The organism is Streptomyces sioyaensis (assembly GCF_004122735.1).
Classification (GTDB): domain Bacteria; phylum Actinomycetota; class Actinomycetes; order Streptomycetales; family Streptomycetaceae; genus Streptomyces; species Streptomyces sioyaensis.
Genome location: NZ_SDIF01000008.1, coordinates 66,874 through 89,966 on the forward strand (window position 1 = coordinate 66,874; position 23,093 = coordinate 89,966).

A 23,093-nucleotide genomic window follows, 5' to 3' on the forward strand; every position below is an offset into this window, starting at 1 on the left:
CGCGGCCGGTCAGGTGAGCCGTGCGGAGATCTCGCCGTACCGGCCGCGTTTGGGACCGGCGGCGGCCCGCGGCGGCCGCCGCCGAACGGGGCACCGGCACGGGCCGCCCATGCGAGAGGCCCCGCCGCCCGGCCGGTGGCCGGGGACGGGGCCCACTGCGGGAGCGGGCCGGGCACGCCCCGCTCGCCTACTTCACCGGCGCCATCTTGTCGACGATGCCCGGATGGTCACCGATCCACTTCTCGACGCCCTTGTTCTCGTTGCCCTTGCCGGCGTCCTGGATGTCCTTCTCCAGGCTGCCGAGCTCATCGGCGTTCATCTTCCAGTTCTTCAGCCAGCCGGCGAACTCCGGGAACTTCTTCGGGAAGCTCTTGTTGCCGAGCGTCTTGATCTGGTTGTTGGCGCCCCAGGTGCCCTTGGGATCCGCGAGCTTGGTGAGCTTGTACTTGCTGTAGGCCCAGTGCGGCGACCACAGCACCACGGCGACGGGCTCCTTCTTGTGGTACGCCCGGTCCAGCTCGGTCAGCATGGCGCTGGTGCCGGCCGAGGTGACCTCGAAGTCCTTCAGGCCGTACGCCGGGGCGACGGTGTCCTTGAGGCGCTTCATCTCGCCGGTGCCGGGCTCGATCCCGATGATCTTGCCGCCGAACTCGTCCTTGTGCTTGCGCAGATCGTCGAGCGTCTTGACGCCCTTGACGTAGGACGGGACCGCGATCTCCAGCGAGGTCTTGTCGTACCAGGCCCCGACGTCGACGAGATCCTTCTTGTACTTGTCCCAGTACTGCTTCTGCGCCACCGGAAGCCAGCCGTCGGTCTCCACATCGATCTGGCCCGTGGACAGCCCGGTCCACATCGGCCCGATGTCGAGGTTGCGGATGTTCGGCTTGTAGCCGCGCTTCTCCAGGACGTTCTTCCACAGGTACGTGGTGGCGATGCCCTCGTCCCACGCGGGGTAGCCGATGTTCGGGGCCTTGCCCGCGTCCTTGCCCTTGGCGTAGGAGGCGTCCGCGGACGGCGCGACCTTGTCGACCAGGCCCGGGTGCTTCTTGAGCCAGGTGCGCACACCGTCCTGCTCATGGCCCTCACCGGCGCTCTTGATGTCGTTCTCGAGGCTGGTGAGCTGCTTCTCGTCCAGATGGAAGTTCTTCATCCACTTGGCGACCTGGGGCTCGTCCTTGGCGAAGCCCTTGCGGCCCAGCAGATGCAGGCTGTCTCCGGAGCCGAAGGAGCCCTTGGGGTCCTTGAGCTTGGTGAGCTTGTACTTGTCGTACGCCCAGTGCGGCGACCACAGCGTGACCGCGACCGGCTTCTTGGCGCGGATCGAGCGGTCCAGCTCGCTGAGCATCGACGCGGTGCTGGACTCCTGGACCTTGTACTCGCCGCCCAGGCCGTAGTCCTTGAGGACCTTGTCCTTGAGGATCTTCATCTCGCCGGCACCCGGCTCGATACCGGTGATCTTGCCGCCGAACTGGCCGCCCTTGCCCTTGAGGTCGTCGAGGGACGTGATGCCCTTCATGTACGACGGGACCGCGATCTCCAGCGAGGTCTTGTCGTACCAGGCCCCGAGGTCCTCCAGCTTGTCCTTGTACTTCTTCCAGTACGAGGCGTGGGTGGTCGGCAGCCAGGCATTGGTCTGGACGTCGATGTCACCGCGGGCCTGCCCGGCGAACAGCGGACCGGCCTCCAGCGCCTGGACCTTGGGCTTGTAGCCCCGCTGCTCCAGGATCTCCTTCCACAGGTAGGTGGTGGCCTTGCCCTCGTCCCAGTTGACGTAACCGAGGCTGATCGGCCGGCCGTTGCCGCCGCCGGACGGGCCGCCGGACCTGCCGAAGTAGCTCATCCCGCCGGCGAGCAGCGCGAGCACGACCACACCGACCATCGCCACGGAGGTGGCGGGCCGCCAGTGCAGGAACTTCATCCCGCCCAGCGCCGCCTGCGCCTTGGCCAGCGCGCGCCGGCCGAGCGGGGAGACCCGCTGGTTGAGCGCGCCGGTCATCCGGTCCAGGTACATGGCGAGGATGACCACCGCGAGTCCGGCCTCGGCGCCCAGCGCCACATCGACCGAGCTGATCGCGTTGTAGACCGACGAGCCGAGACCGCCGCCGCCGACCATGCCGGCGATGACGACCATGGACAGCGCCAGCATGATGACCTGGTTGATACCGGCCATGATCGTGGGCAGCGCCAGCGGCAGCTGCACCCGGAAGAGCGTGCGCCGCGGGTGGGTGCCGAACGCCTCGGCCGCCTCGACCAGTTCCTCGTCGACCTGCCGGATGCCGAGCTCGGTCATCCGGACCGCGGGCGGCATGGAGAAGACGATGGTGGCGACGATGCCGGGCACGACGCCGAGGCCGAAGAAGAGGATGCCGGGGATGAGGTAGACCATCGCCGGCATCGTCTGCATCAGGTCCAGGACCGGGCGCAGCGCCCCGCCGACGACCCGGCTGCGGGCCGCCCAGATACCGAGCGGCACGGCGACCACGATGGTGATCAGGCAGGCCACCAGCACCAGGGAGAGCGACTCGATGGTCGGGCCCCACTGTTCGACCGACTTGATCAGCGCGAAGCCGAGGAAGGTCAGCAGGGCCGCCGGCAGACCACGCAGCCACCAGGCGAGCACCGCGAGGATGCCGGCCAGCAGCAGCGGTTCGGGCCCGGACAGGACCGTGTGGATGACGTCGTAGAGGCCGTTCAGCACCTTCGTGATGAGGGTGAAGAGCCAGTCGAGGTGGTCGCGCAGCCAGTTGACGGCACCCTCGGCCCAGCTGCCTATCGGGATCCTAGGCATCGGCGCTCACCTCGTCCTCGGGCGCGTCGTCCCCGGGCGCGGCCGGGGAGTCCTCCGCCGCCGTGCCCGTGGCGGGCTGCTTGTCGAGCCGCGCCGTCGTGGCGGGCGCGCCGGTGTCCTGGGAGGGGATGCCGGAGGCCGGCTCCCGGTCCGCGCCGTCGCCGAGGACGGCGAGCAGCCGCTCGGCCGGTACGGCGCCGGCCAGTTCACCGTGCGCGTCGGTCACGGCGACCGGAACGGTGCTGGTCGAGCAGGGGGCGAACAGCTCGGCGAGCGGGGTGTCGATACCGACCGTCGCGGGCGCGGCGGCCCGGAACTCCGCGGCGGTGCCGAGCGTCCGGCCGTCGGGGGCCGTGGCACCCAGTACGGTGCCGACCTCGGCCATCACCGCGCCGGCGGTGAGCACCCGGCTGCGGTCGACGTCCTGGATGAAGGACGCCACATAGTCGTTGGCGGGCCGCAGGAGGATGTCCTCGGCGCTGCCGATCTGCACGATCCGGCCGTCCCGCATCACCGCGATCCGGTCGCCGAGGCGCATCGCCTCGTTGAGGTCGTGGGTGATGAAGACGATGGTCTTCTTCAGGGTCTTCTGCAGTTCCAGCAGCTGGTCCTGCATGTCCCGCCGGATCAGCGGGTCGAGGGCGCTGAACGACTCGTCCATCAGCAGCAGATCGGCGTCGGTGGCCAGCGCCCGGGCCAGGCCCACGCGCTGCTGCATACCGCCGGAGAGCTCGTCGGGCCAGGACTTCTCCCAGCCCTTGAGCCCGGTGAGTTCCAGCGCCTCGGTGGCGCGCCTGGTGCGCTCGGCGCGCGGTACGCCCTGCACGTCGAGGCCGTAGGCGGCGTTCTCCAGCACGCTGCGGTGCGGGAAGAGCGCGAAGTGCTGGAAGACCATGGAGATCTTCTCGGAGCGGACCTTGCGCAGCTCCTTGTCGCTGAGCGACGTGAGGTCCTGGCCGTCGAACCGTACGGTTCCCGCGGTGGGCTCCAGCAGCCCGTTGAGCGTGCGCAGCAGCGTGGACTTGCCGGATCCGGACAGGCCCATGACCACGAATATCTGGCCCTCGTCCACCTCGATCGAGGCGTCGATCACCGCCGCGGTGGTGCCTTCGTCCCGCAGTTCCTCGCGGCCGGCACCGTCCCGGAGCCTGCGGACCGCTTCCTCGGGTCTTCTGCCGAACACTTTGTACAGGTGCTCGGCTTGCAGCCTGGCCACATATGCCTCTCTTGTCGCACGAGAAACGACCTGTCACCCCCACGGACAGGTCGTGGAGCGACACGGGGTCGGCCCGCCTTACCGGTGGAATATTTGAATCCGCTACCGGTCAGCTCCGCGTGCGCGTCTGCCCGCCTTTATCTGTCCCAAACACATCGGTGTTTTAGATCACACCTGTGTGACGTATGGGGCATACGGCATCATGCGGGATGTGACTCGACGCCTGATGCTCCTCGACACCGCCTCGCTCTACTTCCGCGCCTATTTCGGGGTACCGGAATCGGTCAGGGCCCCGGACGGCACTCCCGTGAACGCGGTACGCGGACTGCTGGACTTCATCGCCCGCCTCGTCCAGGACCACCACCCCGATGACCTGGTCGCCTGCATGGACTTCGACTGGCGCCCGCAGTGGCGGGTCGATCTGATCCCCTCGTACAAGGCCCACCGGGTCGCCGAGGAGGCCCCCGCCGGGTCCGCGGAGCCCGACGAGGAGGAGATCCCCGACACCCTCTCGCCGCAGGTCCCGGTCATCGAGGACGTCCTGGACGCCCTGGGCATCGCCCGTATCGGAGCGGCCGGGTACGAGGCCGACGACGTCATCGGCACACTGACCGCCCGGGCGACGGGCCCGGTCGACATCGTCACCGGCGACCGCGACCTCTTCCAGCTCGTCGACGACCGGCGCGGCATCCGCGTCCTGTATCCGCTCAAGGGCGTCGGCACCCTCCAGGTCACCGACGAGGCGCTGCTGCGCGCGAAGTACGGCGTGGACGGCCCCGGTTACGCCGATCTGGCACTGCTGCGCGGCGACCCCAGCGACGGCCTGCCCGGCGTACCGGGCATCGGCGAGAAGACCGCCGCCAAGCTGCTGGACGCCTACGGAGACCTGGCAGGCATCCTGGCCGCCGCGGCCGACCCGGCCTCGAAGGTGACCCCCGCCCAGCGCACCCGGCTGCGGGAGGCAGGCCCGTACCTGGCGGTCGCGCCGAAGGTCGTGAAGGTGGCCACCGACGCGCCCGTCCCCGCCGTCGACCACACCCTCCCGGCCGAGCCGGCCGACCCCGAGCGGCTGGAGGCGCTGGCCGCGCGGTGGGGTCTGGGCGGGGCGCTGCAGCGGCTGCTCCTCACACTGCGGCGGTGAACTGTTAAGTTAGGTAAACCTAACCATCACGCGTCAGGGGAGACCGCCGTGGCTGCAGAGCGTCCGTCCCGCAAGAAGCCCACCGTGCACCGCGCCCGGGTACAGCGCGCGGAGCGGCTCACCCCGCACATGGTCCGCGTGGTGCTGGGGGGTGAGGGGCCGGCGGAGTTGGCGGAGTTCTCGGCGGGCGAGTACGCCGACCACTACATCAAGCTGCTCTTCCCGGTGCCCGGCGTGCAGTACCCCGAGCCGTTCGACATCGCGCAGATCCGCGCCGACTTCCCGCGCACCCAGTGGCCCAGGACCCGTACCTACACCGTCCGGGCCTGGGATGCCGGCAGCCGTGAACTGACCGTGGATTTCGTGGTGCACGGCGACGAGGGCCTGGCCGGACCGTGGGCGGCCGCGGCACAGCCGGGCGACGAGATCCTGTTCCTCGGCCCCGGCGGGGCCTACGCCCCGGACGCCGACGCCGACTGGCATCTGCTGGCGGGGGACGAGAGCGCCCTGCCGGCCATCGCGGCCTCGCTCGCCCGGATGCCCTCGGGGGCGCAGGTGCACGCCTTCATCGAGGTGGCGGGCCCGCAGGAGCGCCAGGACCTGACGGCCCCGGCCGGCGCCGAGATCCACTGGCTGTACCGCGCCGACGCCCCCGTCGGCCGCGAACTGGTCGCGGCCGTCAGGGCGCTGGAGTTCCCGGCCGGCGAGGTCCAGGCGTTCGTGCACGGCGAGGCCGGCTTCGTGAAGGAGCTGCGCCGGCTGCTCCGCGTCGAGCGGGACGTCCCCCGCGAGGCGCTGTCCATCTCCGGCTACTGGCGCTCCGGCCATGACGAGGACGGCTGGCAGGCCTCCAAGCGCGACTGGAACCAGCAGGTCGAGGCCGAGCAGGAGTCCCCGGCAGCGACGACCTCCTGACCCACGGGGCGGCAGCCCCGGCACGACGCGGCCCCCGCAGGCGCAGGCGTGGGCCACCCGTTTCCCCACGGGCCCGGAGCAACTCGACGTCAGCTCCGGGCCCTTGGCGTGCCGTGTGTGACTCGTGGCGCCGTCGCTGACTCAAGGCGTCCTCCCCCGGCCCGCGCGCCCTCCCCACCCGCATCGCCACCCCTCGCCACCACAAGGTCACCCCCGTCCTCCGACAACATTCCATTCCTTGACAACAAAGTTTTTCGGTTGCACTCTGGTGAGGTGATCGATGTAGCAGTGATCGACGATCCGGCCGCCGCCGGGGTCTCGCTGGATCCGGTGCGGGCGCGGCTGCTGGCCGTGCTCGCCGTGCCGGGTTCGGCGACGACGCTGGCCGCGCAGGTCGGCCTGTCCCGGCAGAAGGTCAACTACCACCTGCGGGCCCTGGAGCGGCACGGCCTGGTCGAGCTGGTCGAGGAGCGCCGCAAGGGCAATGTGACGGAGCGGATCGTGCAGGCGACGGCCGCGTCCTATGTGATCTCCCCCGCCGCGCTGGCCGCGGTCGCGCCCGACCCGGGCCGGGCGCCGGACCAGCTCTCCGCCCGCTGGCTGCTGGCCCTCGCGGCCCGGCTGGTGCGCGAGGTGGGCGAGCTCATCACGCGCTCGGCCAAGGCGCGGCAACAGCTGGCGACCTTCGCCGTCGACGGTGAGATCCGGTTCGCCTCGGCCGCCGACCGGGCCGCCTTCGCCGAGGAACTCGGCGCGAGCGTGAACCACCTCGTCGCGAAATACCACGACGACGGCGCGGCGGGCGGGCGCAAGCACCGGCTGATCGTCGCCCTGCACCCCAGCATCACCCGTGCCGCCGACGAACCCGCGCCGGCCCCGGCGCACCGGCCCACCGCACCGACCGAGGAGTAGCCATGCCCAGAGAGTTCGAGATCCGCCGGGAGGTCGTGCTGCCGGCCGCCCCCGAAGACGTCTTCGCGGCCGTCACCACCGGTACGGGGGCGTGGATGTTCCCCAAGGAGGAGGTCGCCGGCGTCGGGGGCAGCGACGCGGCGGACGACGCGGTCACCGTCTGGGAGCCGCCGCACCGCTTCGAGGTCCGGATGGACGGCGAGGACGGCTGGTTCAACGCGCTGGAGTACGTCATCGAGGCCCGCGACGGCGGCACCGCCGTACTGCGGTACGTCCACAGCGGCGTGCTGAGCGACGACGACTGGGACGGCCAGTACGACGGCGCCTCCCTGCACACCGACTTCTACCTGCACACCCTCGGGCAGTACCTGGCGCACTTCACGGGCCGCCCGGCCGCCTTCGCCGACATCCAGGGCCCGGCGGCATCGCTCACCCCCGACGGGTTCGAGCGGCTGCTGCGCGCCCTCGGCGTCAGAGCCACGACGGCGGTGGGCGACCGGCTGCGCCTCGAACTGCCGGGCACGGCCCCGCTGGACGCGGTCGTCGACTACCGCACCGAGCACTTCCTCGGCCTGCGCACCGACGGCGGGCTGTACCGCTTCTTCGGGCGCAACGCCTTCAAGGCGCCGGTCGGCCTCACACTCCATCTGTTCGCCGGCGACACCGACGCCGAGAAGGCCGGACGGGCCTGGCAGAGCTGGCTGGACGGGGTGTACACGGCGGATGCCGCGGGCTGACCGTCCGCACCCCCGGCGCGTCGTCCCGAGCGGAACGACGCGCCCGGTGCCCCGTGTCGCCGGTCCTCCATCGGCCCCCGCGGCGTGCACCGTTGCGGTCTGCCGACGCCCCCGCCCGGGCAACACCCCCGGCGGCTCAGTCCTGGTGGAAGACCTCCCGCATCGGTCCACCACTCCCCCGGCACGGCTCCCCCGGTCTGCTCCTGGCACGGTTCGGTGAGCCGCCACCACCGCCGGGTCACGGGATCGGCGGCCATCGCGGCCATATCGGCGGCGTAGTCGTCCCCGACGTACTCGGCGTACGAGAAGAGCAGATCGCCCTCCAGGAAGATCGAGTAATTGCGTAGGTGGCAGGCGGTGATCGTCGCCAGTACCTCCGGCCAGACCTCCGCGTGCAGCCGCAGATACTCCGCGCGGTGTTCCGGGCGCAGCCTGATGAGCCTTCCGAGGCGCCGCACCGGGGCGGCGCCCTCGTCGCTTGTCATCGTCATGGCGGCATCCTTCTCCCACCGCCCCGGCCGTCACACCCCGTCGCCCGCAGCTGCCTGCCCAGGAGGGGCCGGCCCGCTCAGCCGACCGACGAATACGCCACCACGCCGCGCAGCACCCCGTCCATGGCGCGGCGGGCCGTGCGCGCCACCGTGCCCTCGGGCGGGGCCGCCGCCGCGATCTGACCGAGTATGTCGATCAGCTGCTTGCACCAGCGGACGAAGTCGCCGGCGGGCATCTCCGCGTCACGGAGGACCTCGTCGAGCCCGAAGCCGGAGGCCCAGCGGTAGGCGGCCCAGGCGAAGCCGAGGTCCGGTTCGCGCTGGCCGACGCCCTCCGCCTGGTTGATCCGGTGGGTCTCCTCCAGGGCGTCCAGCCGGCCCCAGATACGGACCATCTCGCCCAGGGCCTCCCGGGCCCGGCCGGCCGGCAGCTTGGGCGCCACCGCGTCGTCCGCCTGGCGCGCCTCGTACACCAGCGCCGAGGCGCAGGCCGCCAGCTCCGCCGGGCCCAGCCCCTCCCAGACGCCCTCGCGCAGACACTCGCTGGCCAGCAGATCCAGTTCGCCGTAGAGCCGGGCGAGCCGGCGGCCCTCGTCGGTGACGGTGTCCCCTTCGAGGTAGTCGAGCTCGGTCAGCAGGGCGCAGATCCGGTCGAAGGTGCGGGCGATGGTGTTCGTCCGTCCCTCGATGCGGCGCTCCAACTGGCGGGTGTCGCGCAGCAGTCGGTGGTAGCGCTCCGCCCAGCGGGCGTGGTCCTCGCGCTCGTCGCAGCCATGGCAGGGGTGCGCGCGCAGGGCCGTACGCAGCCGGGTGATCTCCCGGTCGTCGGCCGCCGCCGACCGGGGCTTGCGGTGCCGCGACGGGACGAGGTGGCCGGCCTTCGTGCGCAGCGCGGACGCCAGATCGCGGCGCGACTGCGGACTGCGGGCGTTGAAGGACTTGGGGATGCGCATCCGGTCCAGCGCCTCCACCGGCACCGGGAAGTCGATCGAGGCCAGCCGCTTGACCTGCCGCTCGGCAGTCAGCACCAGCGGCCGCGGGCCGTCCTGCGCGTCGAAGCCGCGGTGGCCGTTCGTCCGCCCCGAGGGCATCCCGGGATCGAGGACCAGTGCCAGACCCGCGAACTTGCCGGTGGGCACATGGATGACATCACCGGGCTTCAGCTTCTCCAGCGCCGCCGCGGCCGCCACCCGCCGCTGGGCCGCACCCTGCCGGGCCAGCTCCGTCTCACGGTCCTTCAACTCCCGCCGCAGCCGGGAGTATTCCGCGAAGTCGCCGAGGTGGCAGGTCATCGAGCCGCGGTAGCCCGCCAGCCCCTCCTCGTTCTTCTGCACCTGCCGCGAGATCCCGACCACCGACTTGTCGGCCTGGAACTGCGCGAAGGACATCTCCAGCAGCTCCCGCGAACGGTGGTGGCCGAACTGGGAGACGAGGTTGACCGCCATGTTGTACGACGGCTTGAAGGAGGACCGCAGCGGATAGGTACGCGTCCCGGCGAGCCCGGCGACCGCCCCCGGATCCATCCCCCGCTGCCACAGCACCACCGCATGGCCCTCGATGTCGATGCCGCGGCGCCCGGCCCGGCCGGTCAGCTGGGTGTACTCGCCGGGGGTGATGTCGGCGTGCTGCTCGCCGTTCCACTTCACCAGCTTTTCCAACACCACCGACCGCGCGGGCATGTTGATGCCCAGCGCCAGCGTTTCGGTGGCGAAGACGGCCTTCACCAGACCCTTGACGAACAGCTCCTCGACGACCTCCTTGAACGTCGGCAGCATGCCGGCGTGATGCGCCGCGATGCCCCGCTCCAGGCCCTCCAACCACTCGAAGTAGCCCAGCACATGGAGGTCGTCGTCGGCGATCCCGGCAGTCCGCGCCTCCACTATGCGGCGGACCTGCTCACGGCCCTCCTGGTCGTTGAGCCGCAGGCCCGAATACAGGCACTGCTGGACGGCGGCCTCGCAGCCGGCCCGGCTGAAGATGAAGGTGATCGCGGGCAGCAGGCCCTCGTTGTCGAGGCGGTCGATGACCTCGGGCCGGCTCGGCGTCCAGATCCGGGACCGCTGCCGCCGCTCGCGCTCGCGGTCCGCCTCGCGCATCGTGCGGCCCCGGCGCTTGTCCCGGCCGAACGTCGGCCGGGAATTCTCCATCCGCGCGAGCCGCTCCAGATCGGGGTTGACCTCGCGGCGCCCGCCGTTCTGTCCGTCCCGCTCCTCGAACAGGTCATATATCCGGCGTCCGGCGAGGACGTGCTGCCACAGCGGCACCGGGCGGTGCTCGGAGACGATCACCTCGGTGTCGCCCCGGACCGTGTCCAGCCAGTCGCCGAACTCCTCGGCGTTGGAGACCGTCGCCGACAGTGACACCAGCGTCACCGACTCCGGAAGATGGATGATCACCTCTTCCCAGACGGCCCCCCGGAAGCGGTCGGAGAGGTAGTGCACCTCGTCCATCACCACATAGCCGAGGCCGACCAGCGACCGCGAGCCGGCATAGAGCATGTTCCGCAGCACTTCGGTGGTCATCACGACCACCGGGGCTTCGGAGTTGACGCTGTTGTCGCCGGTCAGCAGACCGACCTTGCCGGCGCCGTAACGCTTGACCAGATCCTGGTACTTCTGGTTGGACAGCGCCTTGATGGGCGTGGTGTAGAAGCACTTGCGGCCCTGCTCCAGGGCCAGGTGGACGGCGAATTCGCCGACGATCGTCTTGCCGGATCCGGTGGGGGCCGCGACCAGCACTCCCTTGCCGGCCTCCAGCGCCTGGCACGCCTCGACCTGGAACGGATCCAGGCCGAAGTCGTACATCTCTCGGAAAGGGGCGAGTGCGGTGGCCTGCTCGGCCGCCCGGAGCTTGGCGGCGGCATAGCGCTCAGCAGGGGACATGTCCTCGGTCATCGTGTCTACGAGCCTACCGGCCGCCTCTGACAACGACGCGATCTTTATGTCGGCCCTTTACCGAGCGGGTCCGGTCCGCTCACCGAGCGGGTCCGGTCCGCGGTCCCGTCGGCCGTCGCGTGCGCCGCAGCCGGCCGCCGGCGTGCGAACGGCCCCCGGCGCACTGCGCGCGGGGGCCGCCAGGGACCCGGCCGGGTCACCCCGGTTCACGTCATGTCACGAACCGTCACATCAGGTCACGTCGCGTCAGGTCACGTCGTCGTAGCCGCCGGGGCGCCGCGGCCCGTCGTCGGACCGGTCGCCGCCGGCCTGCTCGGGCAGCATCCGCCCGGAGGAGACCGACTCGATCTCCCCGAGCGAGGAAGGCGTCAGGTCCAGCTCCGAGGCCTCGTCGTCCGCCAGCCCCGCATCCGGGTTGCCCAGCTTGCGGCGGCGGTCGTTGAACAGGCAGATGCCGGCGGCACCGAAGTACAGCACCACGATCGGCGCGGCCAGCAGACTCATGGTCAGCGGGTCACCGGTCGGGGTGGCGATGGCCGAGAAGATCGTGATGCCCAGCACCATGAACCGCCACCAGCTCAGGATCCGGCGGCCGGTGACCACACCGCCGAAGTTGAGCAGCACCAGGAGCAGCGGCAGTTCGAAGGCCAGGCCGAAGACCACGACCATGCGCGTGACGATGTCGAAGAACTCGTCGGCCGGGAACAGGTTGGCCCAGTCGTCGGGGGTCAGTCCGACCAGGGCGCCCGCGGTGGTCGGCAGCACCGCGTAGGCGAGGTAGGCGCCGCCGAGGAAGAGCGGTACGCCGGCGCCGACGAAGCTCAGGGCGTACTTCTTCTCGTGCCGGTGCAGACCCGGCGCGAGGAAGGCCCAGAGCTGGTACAGCCAGATCGGGCTGGCGCCGACGACGCCCACCGTGAGGGACAGCTTGAGCAGGATGGTGAAGGGTGCCAGCAGACCGTTGGCGGTGACCTCCGCGCACGGGTGGCTGCGCGGCCCGGCGGTCGCGGTGCCGCTGGGGCAGCCGACGGCGTCGATGACCGGCCCCGTGATGAAGTGGGCGATCGCGTCGTACTGCCACATCGCCACGGCGGTGATCACACCGACGGCGAGCACCGATTTCAGCAGCCGGTTGCGCAGCTCACGCAGATGCGCCGCGAGCGGCATCCGCCCCTCGGGGTCCTTCTCCTGCTTGCGGGCAGACTTGGGCAACCCACGTCCTCGTCTCGTGCATCAGCCGTCGCCGGCCGGACCGGCCGGCGGGATCGGATCGGGTCAGCTCTGCTTGGTGGTGTGCTGCGGCTCGGCCACGGGGCGCGAGCTGCTCACATCACCGGGAGCCGCCTGGATCGTACGAGGAGCCTGCTGGGCACCGTCGGAGGCCTCGGACGTGCCGGAGGCCGCACCGCCCTCGGTCTCGCCTTCCTTCTTCATCGCCTTGGCCTCGCTCTTGAGGATGCGGGCCGACTTGCCGAGCGAACGCGCCATGTCCGGAAGCTTCTTCGCGCCGAACAGCAGCACAATAACGACGAGGATCAGAATGATCTCGGAGGGCCTCAGGTTGCTGAGCATGTGCGACTACCTTCTCGCCGGGGCGGCGTCTGCTGTGGTGCCTGCCGATAGGGGTCGGACTGGCGTCCTGGTGCTCACTCGATCGTAACGTTCGGTGGTGAACGCCGGGCAATGCCCGTGCGTCCCCCCGATTGCCTCGACCGCCGCTCTGTACGCACCGCGCCTCAGAGTACCTCTCCGGCCCTCCGGGCAGCAGAGCACTGCCGCCGGCGGCAACGACTCCCTGTCCGCCCCGCCGATCAGTCCCGGCCGGTCCCGGACATCCGGGAGGCGAGCGGTGTCGCCGCCCGCTCCAGGTCGTCGGCGGCCCGCTGGATCTGCTCGGAGGCCGCACCGACCTGACGGGCCAGCCGCCGCACCTCCGCGAAGACGCGGACGGCCAGGACGCCGAGCACGGCGATCCCGGCGAAGCCGAGGGCGATTGCGATCATGGGCCAGAGCATGGGACGAGCCTATCGGTCAGCCCGTGTGCAGCCGCAGCGTGCGGACCCCGCCGCCGGTGAGCAGCTCGACGATCCGCTCGCCGGCCGGTTTGCGCACCGCGCGCCGGCAGTCGGGGCAGGTGAAGGAGTAGAAGGTGGTACGGCTGCTGGCGCCGATCGCCAGCCGGAAGGCGTCCGAGGCGAGCTCGAAGCGGCCCCGGCAGTCCGGGCAGGCGGCCTTGAAGAGCACCGGTGCGGCCCGGCCCGCCAGGCCGGCGGTCACCTTCGTGGTCCTCATCATCCCTCGCTGCCTCCTCCTTCTCCCCGCGGTGGCCGCGGGGCTCACTCGCCGTATGCCGCGAGTGCCCGGTCGGCGGCCTGCCGTGCGCTGTCCGCGAGCGCCTGCGGCGCGACGATCCGGCCGTCCCCGCCCAGCCGCAGCGCCAGCCGCCGCAGCGAGGCCGGGTCGGGGGTGCGCAGGGTGATCCGCAGACCGCCGTCGGGCAGCTCCTCGGCGCTGTCGTGCGGGTAGTACTCGGCGACCCAGCGGCCGCCGGGCCCGACCTCGATGGACACCTCGGGATCCTCGGCCGCGGGCTGCACCAGGCCCTCCGACAGATCACGCAGCTCGACCGGCGGCGGATCGGCCGGCGCGTCCAGCAGCTTGATCTCGGCGACCCGGTCGAGCCGGAAGGTGCGCCGGGCCTCCGAGAGCCGGCACCACGCCTCCATGTACGTATGGCCGACGGCGAACAGCCGGATCGGGTCGACCTCGCGCTCGGTCAGCTCGTCGCGCGCCGGGGAGTAGTAGCGCAGCCACAGCCGGCGCCGCTCGGCGATGGCGCGGTCGACGTCGGCGAAGACCCCGCCCTCGGACTCGAAGGTCACCGAGAGCCGGGAGCTGGCGCCGGCCGCCTCACCGGCCGCCGCCTCCAGCTTGGCGGTGGCCCGCAGCAGCGCCTGCCGGTCGCCCTCGCGCAGTCCGGGCAGGGTGGCCACCGCCCGGGCCGCGACCAGCAGCGCGGTCGCCTCGTCGGCGGCCAGCCGCAGCGGCTCGGCGACGTCGTCGGGGTTGTGCCACCAGATGCGGTCGCCGTCGGTGTCGATGTCCAGGAGGTCGCCGCCGCGGAAGCTCGTCCCGCACATCGGCAGGACGTCGAGGTCGGCGATCAGCTCGTCCTCGGTGATGCCGAAGGCGCGGGCGACATCGCCGACGCGGGCGCCGGGGCGCTCGCGCAGGTACGTCACCAGCGACAGCATCCGGCGGGTCTGGTCGATCGCGTTCGTAGCCATGGAGTCTGCGTCCCGTCCCTCTCAGCCCTTGGCCACGGCACGCAGCCGGTCGATGACCTCGGCGCGCAGTTCCGCGGGTTCCAGTACGACCACGTCGGGCCCGAACTCCACGAGCCAGGCGTCGAGTCCATGGCCGCTGGGGATCTCCAGCTCGTCCCAGCCGTCGCCCAGCGCGCGGACGGTGAGCGCACGGGCCCGCAGCGGATAGCCGTGCTCGGCCCGGAGTTTGATCCGGGCGGTGCCGGTGGCGGTCTCGCCGGCCCAGCTCTCGACGGTCTCGCGGACGGTGACGTGATCGGGCACCGGCGCGGTGAACTTCCCTTGCCGGGAACGGACCTTGCCGGTGATCCGGGAGAGCCGGAAGACCCGCTCCGCCTTGCGCTCGCGGTCCCAGCCGGCGACGTACCAGTGGCCCCGCCAGCACTCCAGGATCCAGGGTTCGACCTGCCGCTGCTCGGGGTGGGCGGCCGTGGACTTGCGGTAGTCGAAGACGACCGGCCGGCGGTCCCGGCAGGCCAGCATCAGCGGCTCGAAGGCGGCCTCGTGGGCGGGGATCCGCGGCTCCAGCGCGCTGTGCGGCTGCCCGGCGTCGTAGCTCGCGCCCTCCCCGGCCAGGGGCATACCGGCCGCGCGCAGCTTCTGCAGGGCACCGGAGGCGGCGCCGGCCAGCCGGGCCTGCTGCCAGATCTTCGCGGCCAGCCCGAGGGCGGCGGCCTCCTCGGCGTCCAGGGTGATCGGGGGAAGGCGGTTGCTGTCCCGCCGGGCGAGATAGCCGACGTCGCCCTCGATGCCCTCGACGGTCTCGATGACCAGACCGAGCTCCCGCAGATCGTCCTTGTCCCGCTCGAACATACGGTTGAACGCATCGTCGTTGCCGGCCTCGATATAGGCCTCGATGGACGACCTGAGCTCACGCTTGGTCAGCGGGCGTCGCGTCCCCAGCAGGCACAGCGCCAGGTTCATCAACCGCTCGGCCTTGGCAATGGCCATCGACGCCCTTTCTCGTTGTACTCCCGATCGTTGACCGTACCGCTCGCGATGCTCAGGGCAAAAGCCGAGGGCCCGTGCCATCGCGGCACGGGCCCTCGGATACGTCAGCCGTGGCCCCGCGGGGCGAGCGGCAGCGGCCTCAGACGGAGACGAGGTCGCAGACGAAGATCAGCGTCTCGCCCGGAGCGATCAGGCCGCCACCGGCGCCACGGTCGCCGTAGGCGAGGTGCGCGGGGATGGTCAGCCGGCGGCGGCCGCCGACCTTCATGCCCTGCACGCCCTGGTCCCAGCCGGCGATGACCTGGCCGGCGCCCAGCTGGAACTGCAGCGGCTTGCCGCGGTTCCAGCTCGCGTCGAACTCCTCGCCGGTGCTGAAGGACACACCGACGTAGTGGACGGAGACGGTGTCCCCGGCCTTGGCGACCGGCCCGTCGCCCTCCTTCAGGTCCACGATCTCAAGCTCGGTGGGAGCCGGGCCGTCAGGAAAGTCGATCTCGGGCTTGTCGATGCTCACGGATGTGCTCCTACTTACGAATCTTTACGATTACCGGGCCAGTCTTGCAGATCTTGCGGGCGCCGCCGTCAGACCGTGCCGACGATGTCGACCGAGAAGACCAGGGTGTTCTTGTCCAGCCCGCTCTGCGGGTTCCCGGCGTAAGCCAGCTTCGGCGGGATCACGATCTCGACCCGGTCACCGACGTGCTTGCCGACCAGCGCCTTGTCCCAGCCCTGGACGACCTGACCGGCGCCGATCTGGAACGCGGTCGCGCCACCGTGGTCCCAGGAGGAGTCGAACTTCTTGCCGTCCTCCCACTTCACACCGGTGTACTGCGCGATCAGCCCGTCGCCGGCCTTCACCTCGGGGCCCTTGCCCTTGATCAGGACCTGCTGCTTGAGGTCCTTGGGCGGCTGCTCCCCCTTGGGCACGGTGATCTTCGCGGCCTTCTCGTCCGCGGCCGTCACCTCGGGCATCCCGCTCTCCGGCGCCGCCTGCTTGCCCTCGGCCTTCGCCTTCTTGTCGAGCTTCTTCGCCCCGACGACATCGATGACCCACACCAGGCCGTCCTGCGGCTTGATGCCGAGCTGCGGGTTCAGACGGGGGCCGACCAGCTCCTTGGCGGTGCCCTCGACCTCGAAGCGGCTGCCGACCTTCTGCCCGGCGACCGCGGCCAGCACCTTCGGCGGCAACTGCTGCTGCTGGGCCTGATCGGTGACCTCGCTGACGATCTGGGCGCGCGGGCCGCCGGGCTTGGCGCCGGGCTGCCGCATCCAGCTGCTGCCGAGGTTCTGGCCCTTCATCGACTGCGCCGACCAGTCCAGCCGGACCAGATCACCCTTCTTGACGGTGGCGCCCTTGCCCTCGGTGAGGGTCTTGGTGACGGCCTTGTCGGCCGGTTTGGCGCCCTTGGGCACCGTGATCTTGGGCTGCGCCCCCGGCTTGCCGTCGACCTTGGCGACCGGTTCGCCCGCCGAGCTCTTGCCGTCGTCGGACCCGCAGGCGGCGGTGAACAGCAGGACGGGCACGGTCAGCGCTGCTGCGGCGGCGCGACAGGTGTTCTTCATGAGGTTCATCAGTCCAACTCGGGCTCGTGGGGTGAGTGGGCAATGCCCGCCACTCTACGACCTGTGCCGCCGTGCACCTGGCGCAACAAGGCAATGTGCCGGGAGCCGCTTCGGCTCCCGGCACACCTCCGCATTCCCCGCGGGTCACATTCCGGCGATCAGCTTTTCCACCCGGTCGTCGACGGACCGGAACGGGTCCTTGCACAGGACCGTGCGCTGCGCCTGATCATTGAGCTTGAGATGCACCCAGTCGACCGTGAAATCACGGCGCTGTTCCTGCGCACGGCGGATGAAGTCGCCGCGCAGCCGCGCACGGGTGGTCTGCGGGGGCACCGACTTGCCCTCGAAGATCTTCAGGTCATTGCAGATCCGCGCGGCCTGACCCTTCCGCTCCAGGAGGTAGTAGAGCCCCCGGCGGCGGTGGATGTCGTGATACGCGAGGTCTATCTGCGCCACCCGTGGGTGGGACATGGTGATGTTGTTCTTTGTCCGGTACCGCTCGATGAGCTGATGTTTCATCACCCAGTCGATCTCGGTCGAGATGCGGTCGAGCTCCTGGTCCCGGATCGCCTCCAGCGTCCGGCCCCACAGCTCCAGCACCTGCTCGACGAGGCCCGTACGGATGCCGCGGCGGTCGCAGAAATCCACGGCCTTGTCGTAGTACTCCTGCTGGACCTCCAGCGCGGAGGCCTCCCGCCCGCTGGCCAGCCGCACCTTGCGCTGCCCCGTGATGTCGTGGCTGACCTCACGGATGGCCCGGATCGGGTTCTCCAGGGTCAGATCGCGCATGACCGTGCCCGCCTCGATCATGCGCAGCACGAGGTCGGTGGCACCGACCTTCAGCATCATGGTCGTCTCGGACATGTTGGAGTCGCCGACGATGACGTGCAGCCGCCGGTAGCGCTCGGCGTCCGCATGCGGTTCGTCACGCGTATTGATGATCGGCCGGGAGCGCGTGGTCGCCGAGGAGACGCCCTCCCAGATGTGCTCCGCGCGCTGGCTGACGCAGTAGACGGCACCCCGGGGGGTCTGCAGCACCTTGCCCGCGCCGCACAGCAGCTGACGGGTGACCAGGAACGGAATGAGGATGTCCGCGAGCCGGGAGAACTCACCATGACGGGCGACGAGATAATTCTCGTGACATCCGTAGGAGTTACCCGCCGAATCGGTGTTGTTCTTGAACAGATAGACGTCGCCGGCGATTCCCTCCTCATGCAGGCGGCGCTCGGCGTCGACCAGCAGGCCTTCGAGAATGCGCTCGCCGGCCTTGTCGTGCGTGACCAGCTCGGTCACGTTGTCGCACTCGGGAGTTGCGTATTCCGGGTGCGAACCCACGTCCAAGTACAGGCGGGCGCCGTTCCGCAGGAAGACATTGCTGCTGCGGCCCCATGACACGACACGGCGGAAGAGGTAGCGCGCCACTTCGTCAGGCGACAGTCGGCGCTGTCCCCTGAACGTGCACGTGACGCCGTACTCGTTCTCCAGCCCGAAAATGCGGCGGTCCATGACTGAACATTACGCCTGACGGCCTGCTCTGAAACCGGGTTCGACAGCCCCGTTTCGATCATTTTCCGTCGTGCCCGCATCAGCCGTACGCTGCACGGGATCCCCGAGGAATCGCTTCGTCGACAAAAGGACGAGCAGCGCGGCGAGCCCACCGGCCCCGGCCACCGCGAAGCCCGCCACCGCGCCGCCCCGCTCGACCGCCGGTCCCACCACCGAGGCGCCCATCGCCGATCCGACCCCGAACGTCGTCACCAGCCACGAAAACGCCTCCGTCACGGTGCCCTTGGGGGCATGCCGGTCCACGACCACGAACGCGCAGGCCAGCGCCGGTGCCAGAAACACCCCGGCGACCCCGGTCAGCACCGTCATCCCGACGACGTCCGGGACCAGCACCAGCGGGAGATACCCCAGCGCCAGCAGTCCGATCAGCAGCCGCAGCCGCCCCTCCGGCCGCCCCGGCCACTCGCGGGCGCCGTAGACCACCCCGCCGACCAGCGCACCGGCGCCCAGCGCGGAGAGCAGCCAGCTGGAGATCATCCCGCCGCCGTGCTCATCGGCGTACGCGACCGCCGCCACCGCGATCGACCCCAGCGCCAGCCCCACGAAGAAGAACGACCCGATCAGCACCCGCAGCCCCGCCGAGCGCAGCGCCCCCAGCCAGTGCGCCTCGCGCGGGGCGCTGCGCCACTGCCGGGACGGCTCCGAGACCACGACGGAGAGCGCCCCGAGCACCCCGATCAGGTTGATCACCAGCAGCGCGGCCCGCTCCGACCAGACCGCGACGCACAGCGTCACCAGCAACGGGCCCACCGCGAACATGACTTCCTGCGCGACCGCGTCCAGCGCGTAGGCGGCATGCACCCGGTCCGCGCGCCGCAGGACGCCGGGCCACAGCGCCCGCAGACCGCCCTCCAGGGGCGGGGTGAAGAATCCGGCGATCACCATGGCGGCATAGGCGAGCCACAGCACGTCCAGGCCGACGACCGTGAGCAGCGCCGCGCCGAGCGCCGAGAGGACCGAGGCGGGCAGCATCACCCGCGGCTGGCCCCAGAGGTCCACGGCCCGGCCGAGGAGCGGCTGGCCCAGCGCGTTGCACAGGCCGTAGACCGCGGAGAGCGCGCCGGCCAGGGCGTAGCTGCCGCCCTCGGCCCGCACGAAGAGGACCACGGCCAGCGCCGCGGTGGCGTTCGGCAGCCGGCCGGCCAGCGTCCCGGCCAGGAGCCGGGCCGCGTGCCGGGTTCTGAGCAGCTCCGCATATCCCGCGGCCATCCCCGCCCCTCTCCGTCCGGCCCGACCGGACGTGTTACGTATAACTTCCGGCGTTATACGTATCATGACGGCACGCCGCGGTCCACCCCGCAACGGCCGAACACGAGGAGCGACACACCCGGTGACCAGCAACGAGGCCACGCCCCCCGGTGCACGCACCGAGGCCCCCATCACCGGAGCGGCCGGGGCCGCGCGCGCGAGCAGGCCGCGCATCACCAGCCGGGACGTCGCCCGCCTCGCCGGCGTCTCGCAGGCCGCCGTCTCCCTCGTCCTGGGCGACAAATGGCACGGCCGGGTCTCCCCCGGCAAGGCGGAGGCCGTCCGCGACGCCGCCCGCGAGCTGGGCTACCGCCCCAACCTCGCCGCCCGCAGCCTGCGGATGGGCCGCACCCGCACCGCGCTCCTCGTCGTCCCCGCCCTGACCACCGAATTCTTCGCCCGCGTCTACACCGGCGCGGCCCGGGTCGCCGCCGACCACGGCTTCGGGGTGGTCCTCTACCCCTCCCCCGAGGGCATCGGCCCCGCCCGCGACCCCTTCGACTCCGCCGCGGCCACCCTCGACGGCGTGATCGCCTCCTCCATGGCCGCCGACGCCCTCGCCCCTCTCCGGGACGCCGGTCTGCCCCTGGTCATGCTGGACAGCGCGCCCGACGACCACCGGGCCACCGCCACCGTCAACCTCGATATCGCGGACGGCATACGGCAGCTGACCACCCATCTGGTCGCCCTCGGGCACCGCCGCGTCACCCATCTCGCGGCCGACGTGCGCTCCTGGACCTTCGAGGTCCGGGCCCGTGCCGTCACCGACGCCCTGCACGACGTCCCGGGGGCACACCTGCGGCGCCTGCCGACCGCCCTCCACATCGACGCCGGGCTGCGGGCCGCACACGCCGCCCTGACCGGCCCCGGCCCCCGCCCCACGGCGCTGCTCTGCGACGACGACATCATCGCCGCGGGCGCCTGCAAGGCCGTACGCCGGCTGGGCCTGCGGATCCCCGAAGACGTCTCCGTCACCGGATTCGACGACCTGGCCCTGGCGGTGGCCGTCGAGCCGGAGCTGACCACCGTACGGCTGCCCGCCGAGGAGTTCGGCGAGGCCGGGATGCGGGCCCTGATGGCAGTGCTCGACGGACATCCGGCCCCGGCCCCCGCCCTGCCGGTGGAGCTGGTCACCCGCGGCTCCACCGCCCCGCCCGCGGACGCCCCCGGCAACGCCGCGCGCCCCGGCGGGCGATGACCCACCGGGGCGCGCGCTCCGGGTCTCCCTCCCGGAATCCCTGCATCAGAGCAGCGGGCCGGACTCCCCCTCGGAGTCGCCCTTGCCGGTCGCTCCCTTGCCCTTGGTGCTCTTGTCGGACGCCCCGGCCTCGCCGGCACCGGTGTCCTCGTCCGCATCCGCGTCCGCCGCGTCCCCGGCGTCCGCGGTGGCGTGCTCGTCCAGGAGCCGCGAGAGCTGCCGCCCCAGGATCCGCTTGAACTTGCGCTGCTGCGGCCGCGTACGGTCCAGCGTCGCGACCTCCAGCTGCTCGGCGGTCAGGGTGCGCTCACCGCCGTTGGTGTCCCGCGACAGCGACTCCACCGCCAGTTTGAGCGCCTCGGCGAGCGTCATACCGTCGCGGTGACGCTGGTCGAGGTAGCTGCTGATCTGGTCGGCGTTGCCGCCCACCGCCACCGAACCGTGCTCGTCCACGATCGAGCCGTCGTGCGGCAGCCGGTAGATCTGATCGTCCTCGGGGGCACTGCCCACCTCGGCCACGATCAGCTCGACCTCGTACGGCTTCTCGGCGGCGCTGGAGAAAATCGTGCCGAGCGTCTGGGCGTAGACATTCGCCAGGCCCCGCGCGGTCACGTCCTCACGGTCGTACGTATAGCCCCGCAGATCGGCGTAGCGCACGCCGCCGATCCGCAGATTCTCGAACTCGTTGTATTTGCCGACCGCCGCAAAGGCGATCCGGTCGTAGATCTCGCTGACCTTGTGCAGGGCGCGGGAGGGATTCTCGGCGACGAAGACCACGCCGTCGGTGTACTGCAGCACCACGACGCTGCGCCCGCGCGCGATGCCCTTGCGGGCGTACTCGGCGCGATCGGCCATGGCCTGCTGGGGTGAGACATAGAACGGCGTCGACACCGGCTATCCGTCCCTTCCTGTCAAAAGCTCTCTCACTGGCGAATGCATTGCGGACCATCCGTCCCGTCAGAGCAGCGCCGCGCGCGGGCCGTCGGGCTGTTCCAGGCGGCGCTCGTGCACGGCCCGGGCGATGTCCGAGATCTCCGTGTCGGACAGCTTCCGGAAGCCGTCTTCGGTGATCGCCGTGACGATGGGGTAGATCCGCCGCGCCATATCGGGCCCGCCCGTCGCCGAGTCGTCGTCCGCGGCGTCATAGAGCGCCTGGACGACGGCGGTGGCCGCCTGATCCTCCGTGAAGTCTTCCCTGAAAAGCTTCTTGAGGGCACTGCGCGCGAACACCGAGCCGGAACCCGTCGCCGCGAAACCGTGCTCCTCCGAGCGCCCGCCGGTCACGTCGTAGGAGAAGATACGGCCCTTCTCGCGGTCGAGGTCGTAGCCGGCGAACAGCGGCACCACGGCCAGGCCCTGCATGGCCATCCCGAGGTTGCTGCGAATCATCGTCGACAGACGGTTCGCCTTGCCCTCCAAGGAGAGTTGGGCACCCTCGACCTTCTCGAAGTGCTCCAGCTCCAGCTGGAAGAGCTTGACCATCTCCACCGCGAGACCGGCCGTGCCCGCGATGCCGACCGCCGAATACTCGTCGGCCGGGAAAACCTTCTCGATATCACGCTGCGCAATGACATTGCCCATCGTCGCCCGCCGGTCACCGGCGAGCACCACGCCCCCGGGGAACGCCGCGGCCACGATCGTCGTGCCGTGCGGCGCCTCGATGGCACCCTGCACCGGCGGCAACGGGCGGTTGCCCGGCAGCAGATCGGGCGAGTGCGCGCCGAGAAAGTCCATGAACGACGAGGAGCCAGGCGTCAGGAAGGCAGCTGGTAGACGCCCGATGCTTCGAGTGTTGGCTTCCACACGTTTCCTTCCGGATACTCGGCCGCCCGCCTCAAGACGTCCGGCCGATCCTTGAATTGACCCAAGGCTGCGTTACAGCTGAAGCACAGTACGCCTCGGACCTTACCCGTCTCGTGGTCGTGATCCACATGCACAGGGTCGGCAGCCAGGCAGATCACGCACATCCCGCGCTGTTCCTTGATCATCGCCTCGCGTTCGGCTTCGCCGAGGGCGTATTGGCGCGTGAGGTGGGTGGACGTCCGCCGCGCCCTCCCGGCAACGCCGCCGCACTTCTCACGGTGAGACCGCAAGGGGACGAAGGCCGCGCGCAGCTTCTCCACACCGCGCGCGGCGCTTCGCCGCTC

Annotated in this window: 21 protein-coding genes and 1 pseudogene; 5 read left to right on the forward strand and 17 right to left on the reverse strand. The window is 70.8% G+C overall.

What is annotated here, in order from left to right:
* Positions 1 to 187: 187 nt before the first annotated feature.
* Together EST54_RS04805 and EST54_RS04810 are read right to left on the reverse strand one after the other, a co-directional pair.
* Positions 188 to 2,788 (reverse strand): ABC transporter permease/substrate binding protein, encoded by a 2,601-nt coding sequence (locus tag EST54_RS04805; RefSeq protein ID WP_129245362.1) that lies wholly within the window; start codon positions 2,786 to 2,788, stop codon positions 188 to 190.
* Positions 2,781 to 4,004: a quaternary amine ABC transporter ATP-binding protein gene (locus tag EST54_RS04810; protein WP_129245364.1), complete on the reverse strand. Its 1,224-nt coding sequence runs from the start codon at positions 4,002 to 4,004 to the stop codon at positions 2,781 to 2,783. Before EST54_RS04810 ends, EST54_RS04805 begins: the two co-directional genes overlap by 8 nt.
* A gap of 226 nt (positions 4,005 to 4,230) precedes the next feature.
* On the opposite strand from EST54_RS04810, the gene EST54_RS04815 reads away from it, so the two are divergent.
* The 4 genes from EST54_RS04815 to EST54_RS04830 all read left to right on the forward strand — a co-directional run bounded on the left by EST54_RS04815 (position 4,231) and on the right by EST54_RS04830 (position 7,709).
* Positions 4,231 to 5,145 (forward strand): 5'-3' exonuclease, encoded by a 915-nt coding sequence (locus EST54_RS04815; RefSeq protein WP_129245440.1) that lies wholly within the window; start codon positions 4,231 to 4,233, stop codon positions 5,143 to 5,145.
* A 48-nt stretch (positions 5,146 to 5,193) separates the two neighbouring features.
* Entirely contained in the window at positions 5,194 to 6,060 is an 867-nt protein-coding gene (locus tag EST54_RS04820; protein WP_129245366.1) for a siderophore-interacting protein, read from the forward strand.
* Positions 6,061 to 6,333: 273 nt separating this feature from the next.
* Positions 6,334 to 6,972, forward strand: a complete 639-nt coding sequence (locus EST54_RS04825; RefSeq protein WP_129245368.1) for an ArsR/SmtB family transcription factor — start codon at positions 6,334 to 6,336, stop codon at positions 6,970 to 6,972.
* A 2-nt stretch (positions 6,973 to 6,974) separates the two neighbouring features.
* Complete coding sequence (locus EST54_RS04830; protein ID WP_129245370.1) at positions 6,975 to 7,709, forward strand: SRPBCC family protein; 735 nt, start codon at positions 6,975 to 6,977, stop codon at positions 7,707 to 7,709.
* A 221-nt stretch (positions 7,710 to 7,930) separates the two neighbouring features.
* Here EST54_RS04830 and EST54_RS04835 read toward each other — a convergent pair.
* The 12 genes and pseudogenes from EST54_RS04835 to EST54_RS04890 form a co-directional block, all read right to left on the reverse strand.
* Positions 7,931 to 8,200, reverse strand: a pseudogene (locus EST54_RS04835) (L-rhamnose mutarotase); the annotation flags it as partial.
* 77 nt (positions 8,201 to 8,277) lie between these two features.
* Complete coding sequence (locus EST54_RS04840) at positions 8,278 to 11,094, reverse strand: DEAD/DEAH box helicase (RefSeq protein ID WP_129245371.1); 2,817 nt, start codon at positions 11,092 to 11,094, stop codon at positions 8,278 to 8,280.
* A 246-nt stretch (positions 11,095 to 11,340) separates the two neighbouring features.
* Positions 11,341 to 12,306, reverse strand: coding sequence for a twin-arginine translocase subunit TatC (tatC, locus tag EST54_RS04845; protein ID WP_239012192.1), 966 nt, complete (start codon positions 12,304 to 12,306; stop codon positions 11,341 to 11,343).
* Between the two features lie 63 nt (positions 12,307 to 12,369).
* On the reverse strand, positions 12,370 to 12,666 hold the full coding sequence (gene tatA, locus EST54_RS04850; protein ID WP_129245373.1) for a Sec-independent protein translocase subunit TatA: 297 nt from the start codon (positions 12,664 to 12,666) through the stop codon (positions 12,370 to 12,372).
* A 239-nt stretch (positions 12,667 to 12,905) separates the two neighbouring features.
* Positions 12,906 to 13,109 (reverse strand): hypothetical protein, encoded by a 204-nt coding sequence (locus EST54_RS04855; RefSeq protein ID WP_006607607.1) that lies wholly within the window; start codon positions 13,107 to 13,109, stop codon positions 12,906 to 12,908.
* 16 nt (positions 13,110 to 13,125) lie between these two features.
* Complete coding sequence (locus tag EST54_RS04860) at positions 13,126 to 13,386, reverse strand: hypothetical protein (RefSeq protein ID WP_129245444.1); 261 nt, start codon at positions 13,384 to 13,386, stop codon at positions 13,126 to 13,128.
* 44 nt (positions 13,387 to 13,430) lie between these two features.
* Positions 13,431 to 14,381, reverse strand: a complete 951-nt coding sequence (locus EST54_RS04865) for a helix-turn-helix transcriptional regulator (RefSeq protein ID WP_129245375.1) — start codon at positions 14,379 to 14,381, stop codon at positions 13,431 to 13,433.
* Positions 14,382 to 14,402: 21 nt separating this feature from the next.
* Positions 14,403 to 15,371, reverse strand: a complete 969-nt coding sequence (locus EST54_RS04870) for a helix-turn-helix transcriptional regulator (RefSeq protein ID WP_129245377.1) — start codon at positions 15,369 to 15,371, stop codon at positions 14,403 to 14,405.
* A gap of 139 nt (positions 15,372 to 15,510) precedes the next feature.
* Positions 15,511 to 15,885, reverse strand: a complete 375-nt coding sequence (locus tag EST54_RS04875) for an FKBP-type peptidyl-prolyl cis-trans isomerase (RefSeq protein WP_129245379.1) — start codon at positions 15,883 to 15,885, stop codon at positions 15,511 to 15,513.
* A gap of 68 nt (positions 15,886 to 15,953) precedes the next feature.
* Entirely contained in the window at positions 15,954 to 16,943 is a 990-nt protein-coding gene (locus EST54_RS04880; RefSeq protein ID WP_129245381.1) for an FKBP-type peptidyl-prolyl cis-trans isomerase, read from the reverse strand.
* 135 nt (positions 16,944 to 17,078) lie between these two features.
* A complete protein-coding gene (pafA, locus tag EST54_RS04885; protein ID WP_006607613.1) occupies positions 17,079 to 18,440 on the reverse strand; it encodes a Pup--protein ligase in 1,362 nt (453 codons plus the stop codon).
* A gap of 9 nt (positions 18,441 to 18,449) precedes the next feature.
* The gene (locus EST54_RS04890; protein WP_129245383.1) at positions 18,450 to 19,709 is read right to left on the reverse strand and encodes an MFS transporter; all 1,260 of its coding nucleotides are present in this window, start codon (positions 19,707 to 19,709) and stop codon (positions 18,450 to 18,452) included.
* 121 nt (positions 19,710 to 19,830) lie between these two features.
* Between EST54_RS04890 and EST54_RS04895 the strand changes: the two genes are divergently transcribed.
* On the forward strand, positions 19,831 to 20,946 hold the full coding sequence (locus tag EST54_RS04895) for a LacI family DNA-binding transcriptional regulator (protein WP_129245385.1): 1,116 nt from the start codon (positions 19,831 to 19,833) through the stop codon (positions 20,944 to 20,946).
* 45 nt (positions 20,947 to 20,991) lie between these two features.
* Here EST54_RS04895 and prcA read toward each other — a convergent pair whose 3' ends face one another.
* The 3 genes from prcA to EST54_RS34815 all read right to left on the reverse strand — a co-directional run bounded on the left by prcA (position 20,992) and on the right by EST54_RS34815 (position 23,069).
* The gene (prcA, locus tag EST54_RS04900) at positions 20,992 to 21,837 is read right to left on the reverse strand and encodes a proteasome subunit alpha (RefSeq protein ID WP_129245387.1); all 846 of its coding nucleotides are present in this window, start codon (positions 21,835 to 21,837) and stop codon (positions 20,992 to 20,994) included.
* Between the two features lie 66 nt (positions 21,838 to 21,903).
* Positions 21,904 to 22,749 (reverse strand): proteasome subunit beta, encoded by an 846-nt coding sequence (gene prcB, locus EST54_RS04905; RefSeq protein ID WP_129245389.1) that lies wholly within the window; start codon positions 22,747 to 22,749, stop codon positions 21,904 to 21,906.
* Positions 22,701 to 23,069, reverse strand: a complete 369-nt coding sequence (locus tag EST54_RS34815) for an endonuclease VII domain-containing protein (protein WP_307825339.1) — start codon at positions 23,067 to 23,069, stop codon at positions 22,701 to 22,703. The genes prcB and EST54_RS34815 overlap by 49 nt, the downstream gene beginning before the upstream one ends.
* Positions 23,070 to 23,093 lie beyond the last annotated feature (24 nt).

Bases quoted from the DNA above. Each gene is read 5' to 3' on its own strand.
- EST54_RS04805 (WP_129245362.1), bottom strand. From the start codon at position 2,788: ATGCCTAGGATCCCGATAGGCAGCTGGGCCGAGGGTGCCGTCAACTGG.
- EST54_RS04815 (WP_129245440.1), top strand. From the start codon at position 4,231: ATGCTCCTCGACACCGCCTCGCTCTACTTCCGCGCCTATTTCGGGGTA.
- EST54_RS04830 (WP_129245370.1), top strand. From the start codon at position 6,975: ATGCCCAGAGAGTTCGAGATCCGCCGGGAGGTCGTGCTGCCGGCCGCC.
- EST54_RS04840 (WP_129245371.1), bottom strand. From the start codon at position 11,094: ATGACCGAGGACATGTCCCCTGCTGAGCGCTATGCCGCCGCCAAGCTC.
- tatA (WP_129245373.1), bottom strand. From the start codon at position 12,666: ATGCTCAGCAACCTGAGGCCCTCCGAGATCATTCTGATCCTCGTCGTT.
- EST54_RS04855 (WP_006607607.1), bottom strand. From the start codon at position 13,109: ATGCTCTGGCCCATGATCGCAATCGCCCTCGGCTTCGCCGGGATCGCC.
- EST54_RS04860 (WP_129245444.1), bottom strand. From the start codon at position 13,386: ATGAGGACCACGAAGGTGACCGCCGGCCTGGCGGGCCGGGCCGCACCG.
- EST54_RS04865 (WP_129245375.1), bottom strand. From the start codon at position 14,381: ATGGCTACGAACGCGATCGACCAGACCCGCCGGATGCTGTCGCTGGTG.
- EST54_RS04870 (WP_129245377.1), bottom strand. From the start codon at position 15,371: ATGGCCATTGCCAAGGCCGAGCGGTTGATGAACCTGGCGCTGTGCCTG.
- EST54_RS04880 (WP_129245381.1), bottom strand. From the start codon at position 16,943: ATGAACCTCATGAAGAACACCTGTCGCGCCGCCGCAGCAGCGCTGACC.
- pafA (WP_006607613.1), bottom strand. From the start codon at position 18,440: ATGGACCGCCGCATTTTCGGGCTGGAGAACGAGTACGGCGTCACGTGC.
- EST54_RS04890 (WP_129245383.1), bottom strand. From the start codon at position 19,709: ATGGCCGCGGGATATGCGGAGCTGCTCAGAACCCGGCACGCGGCCCGG.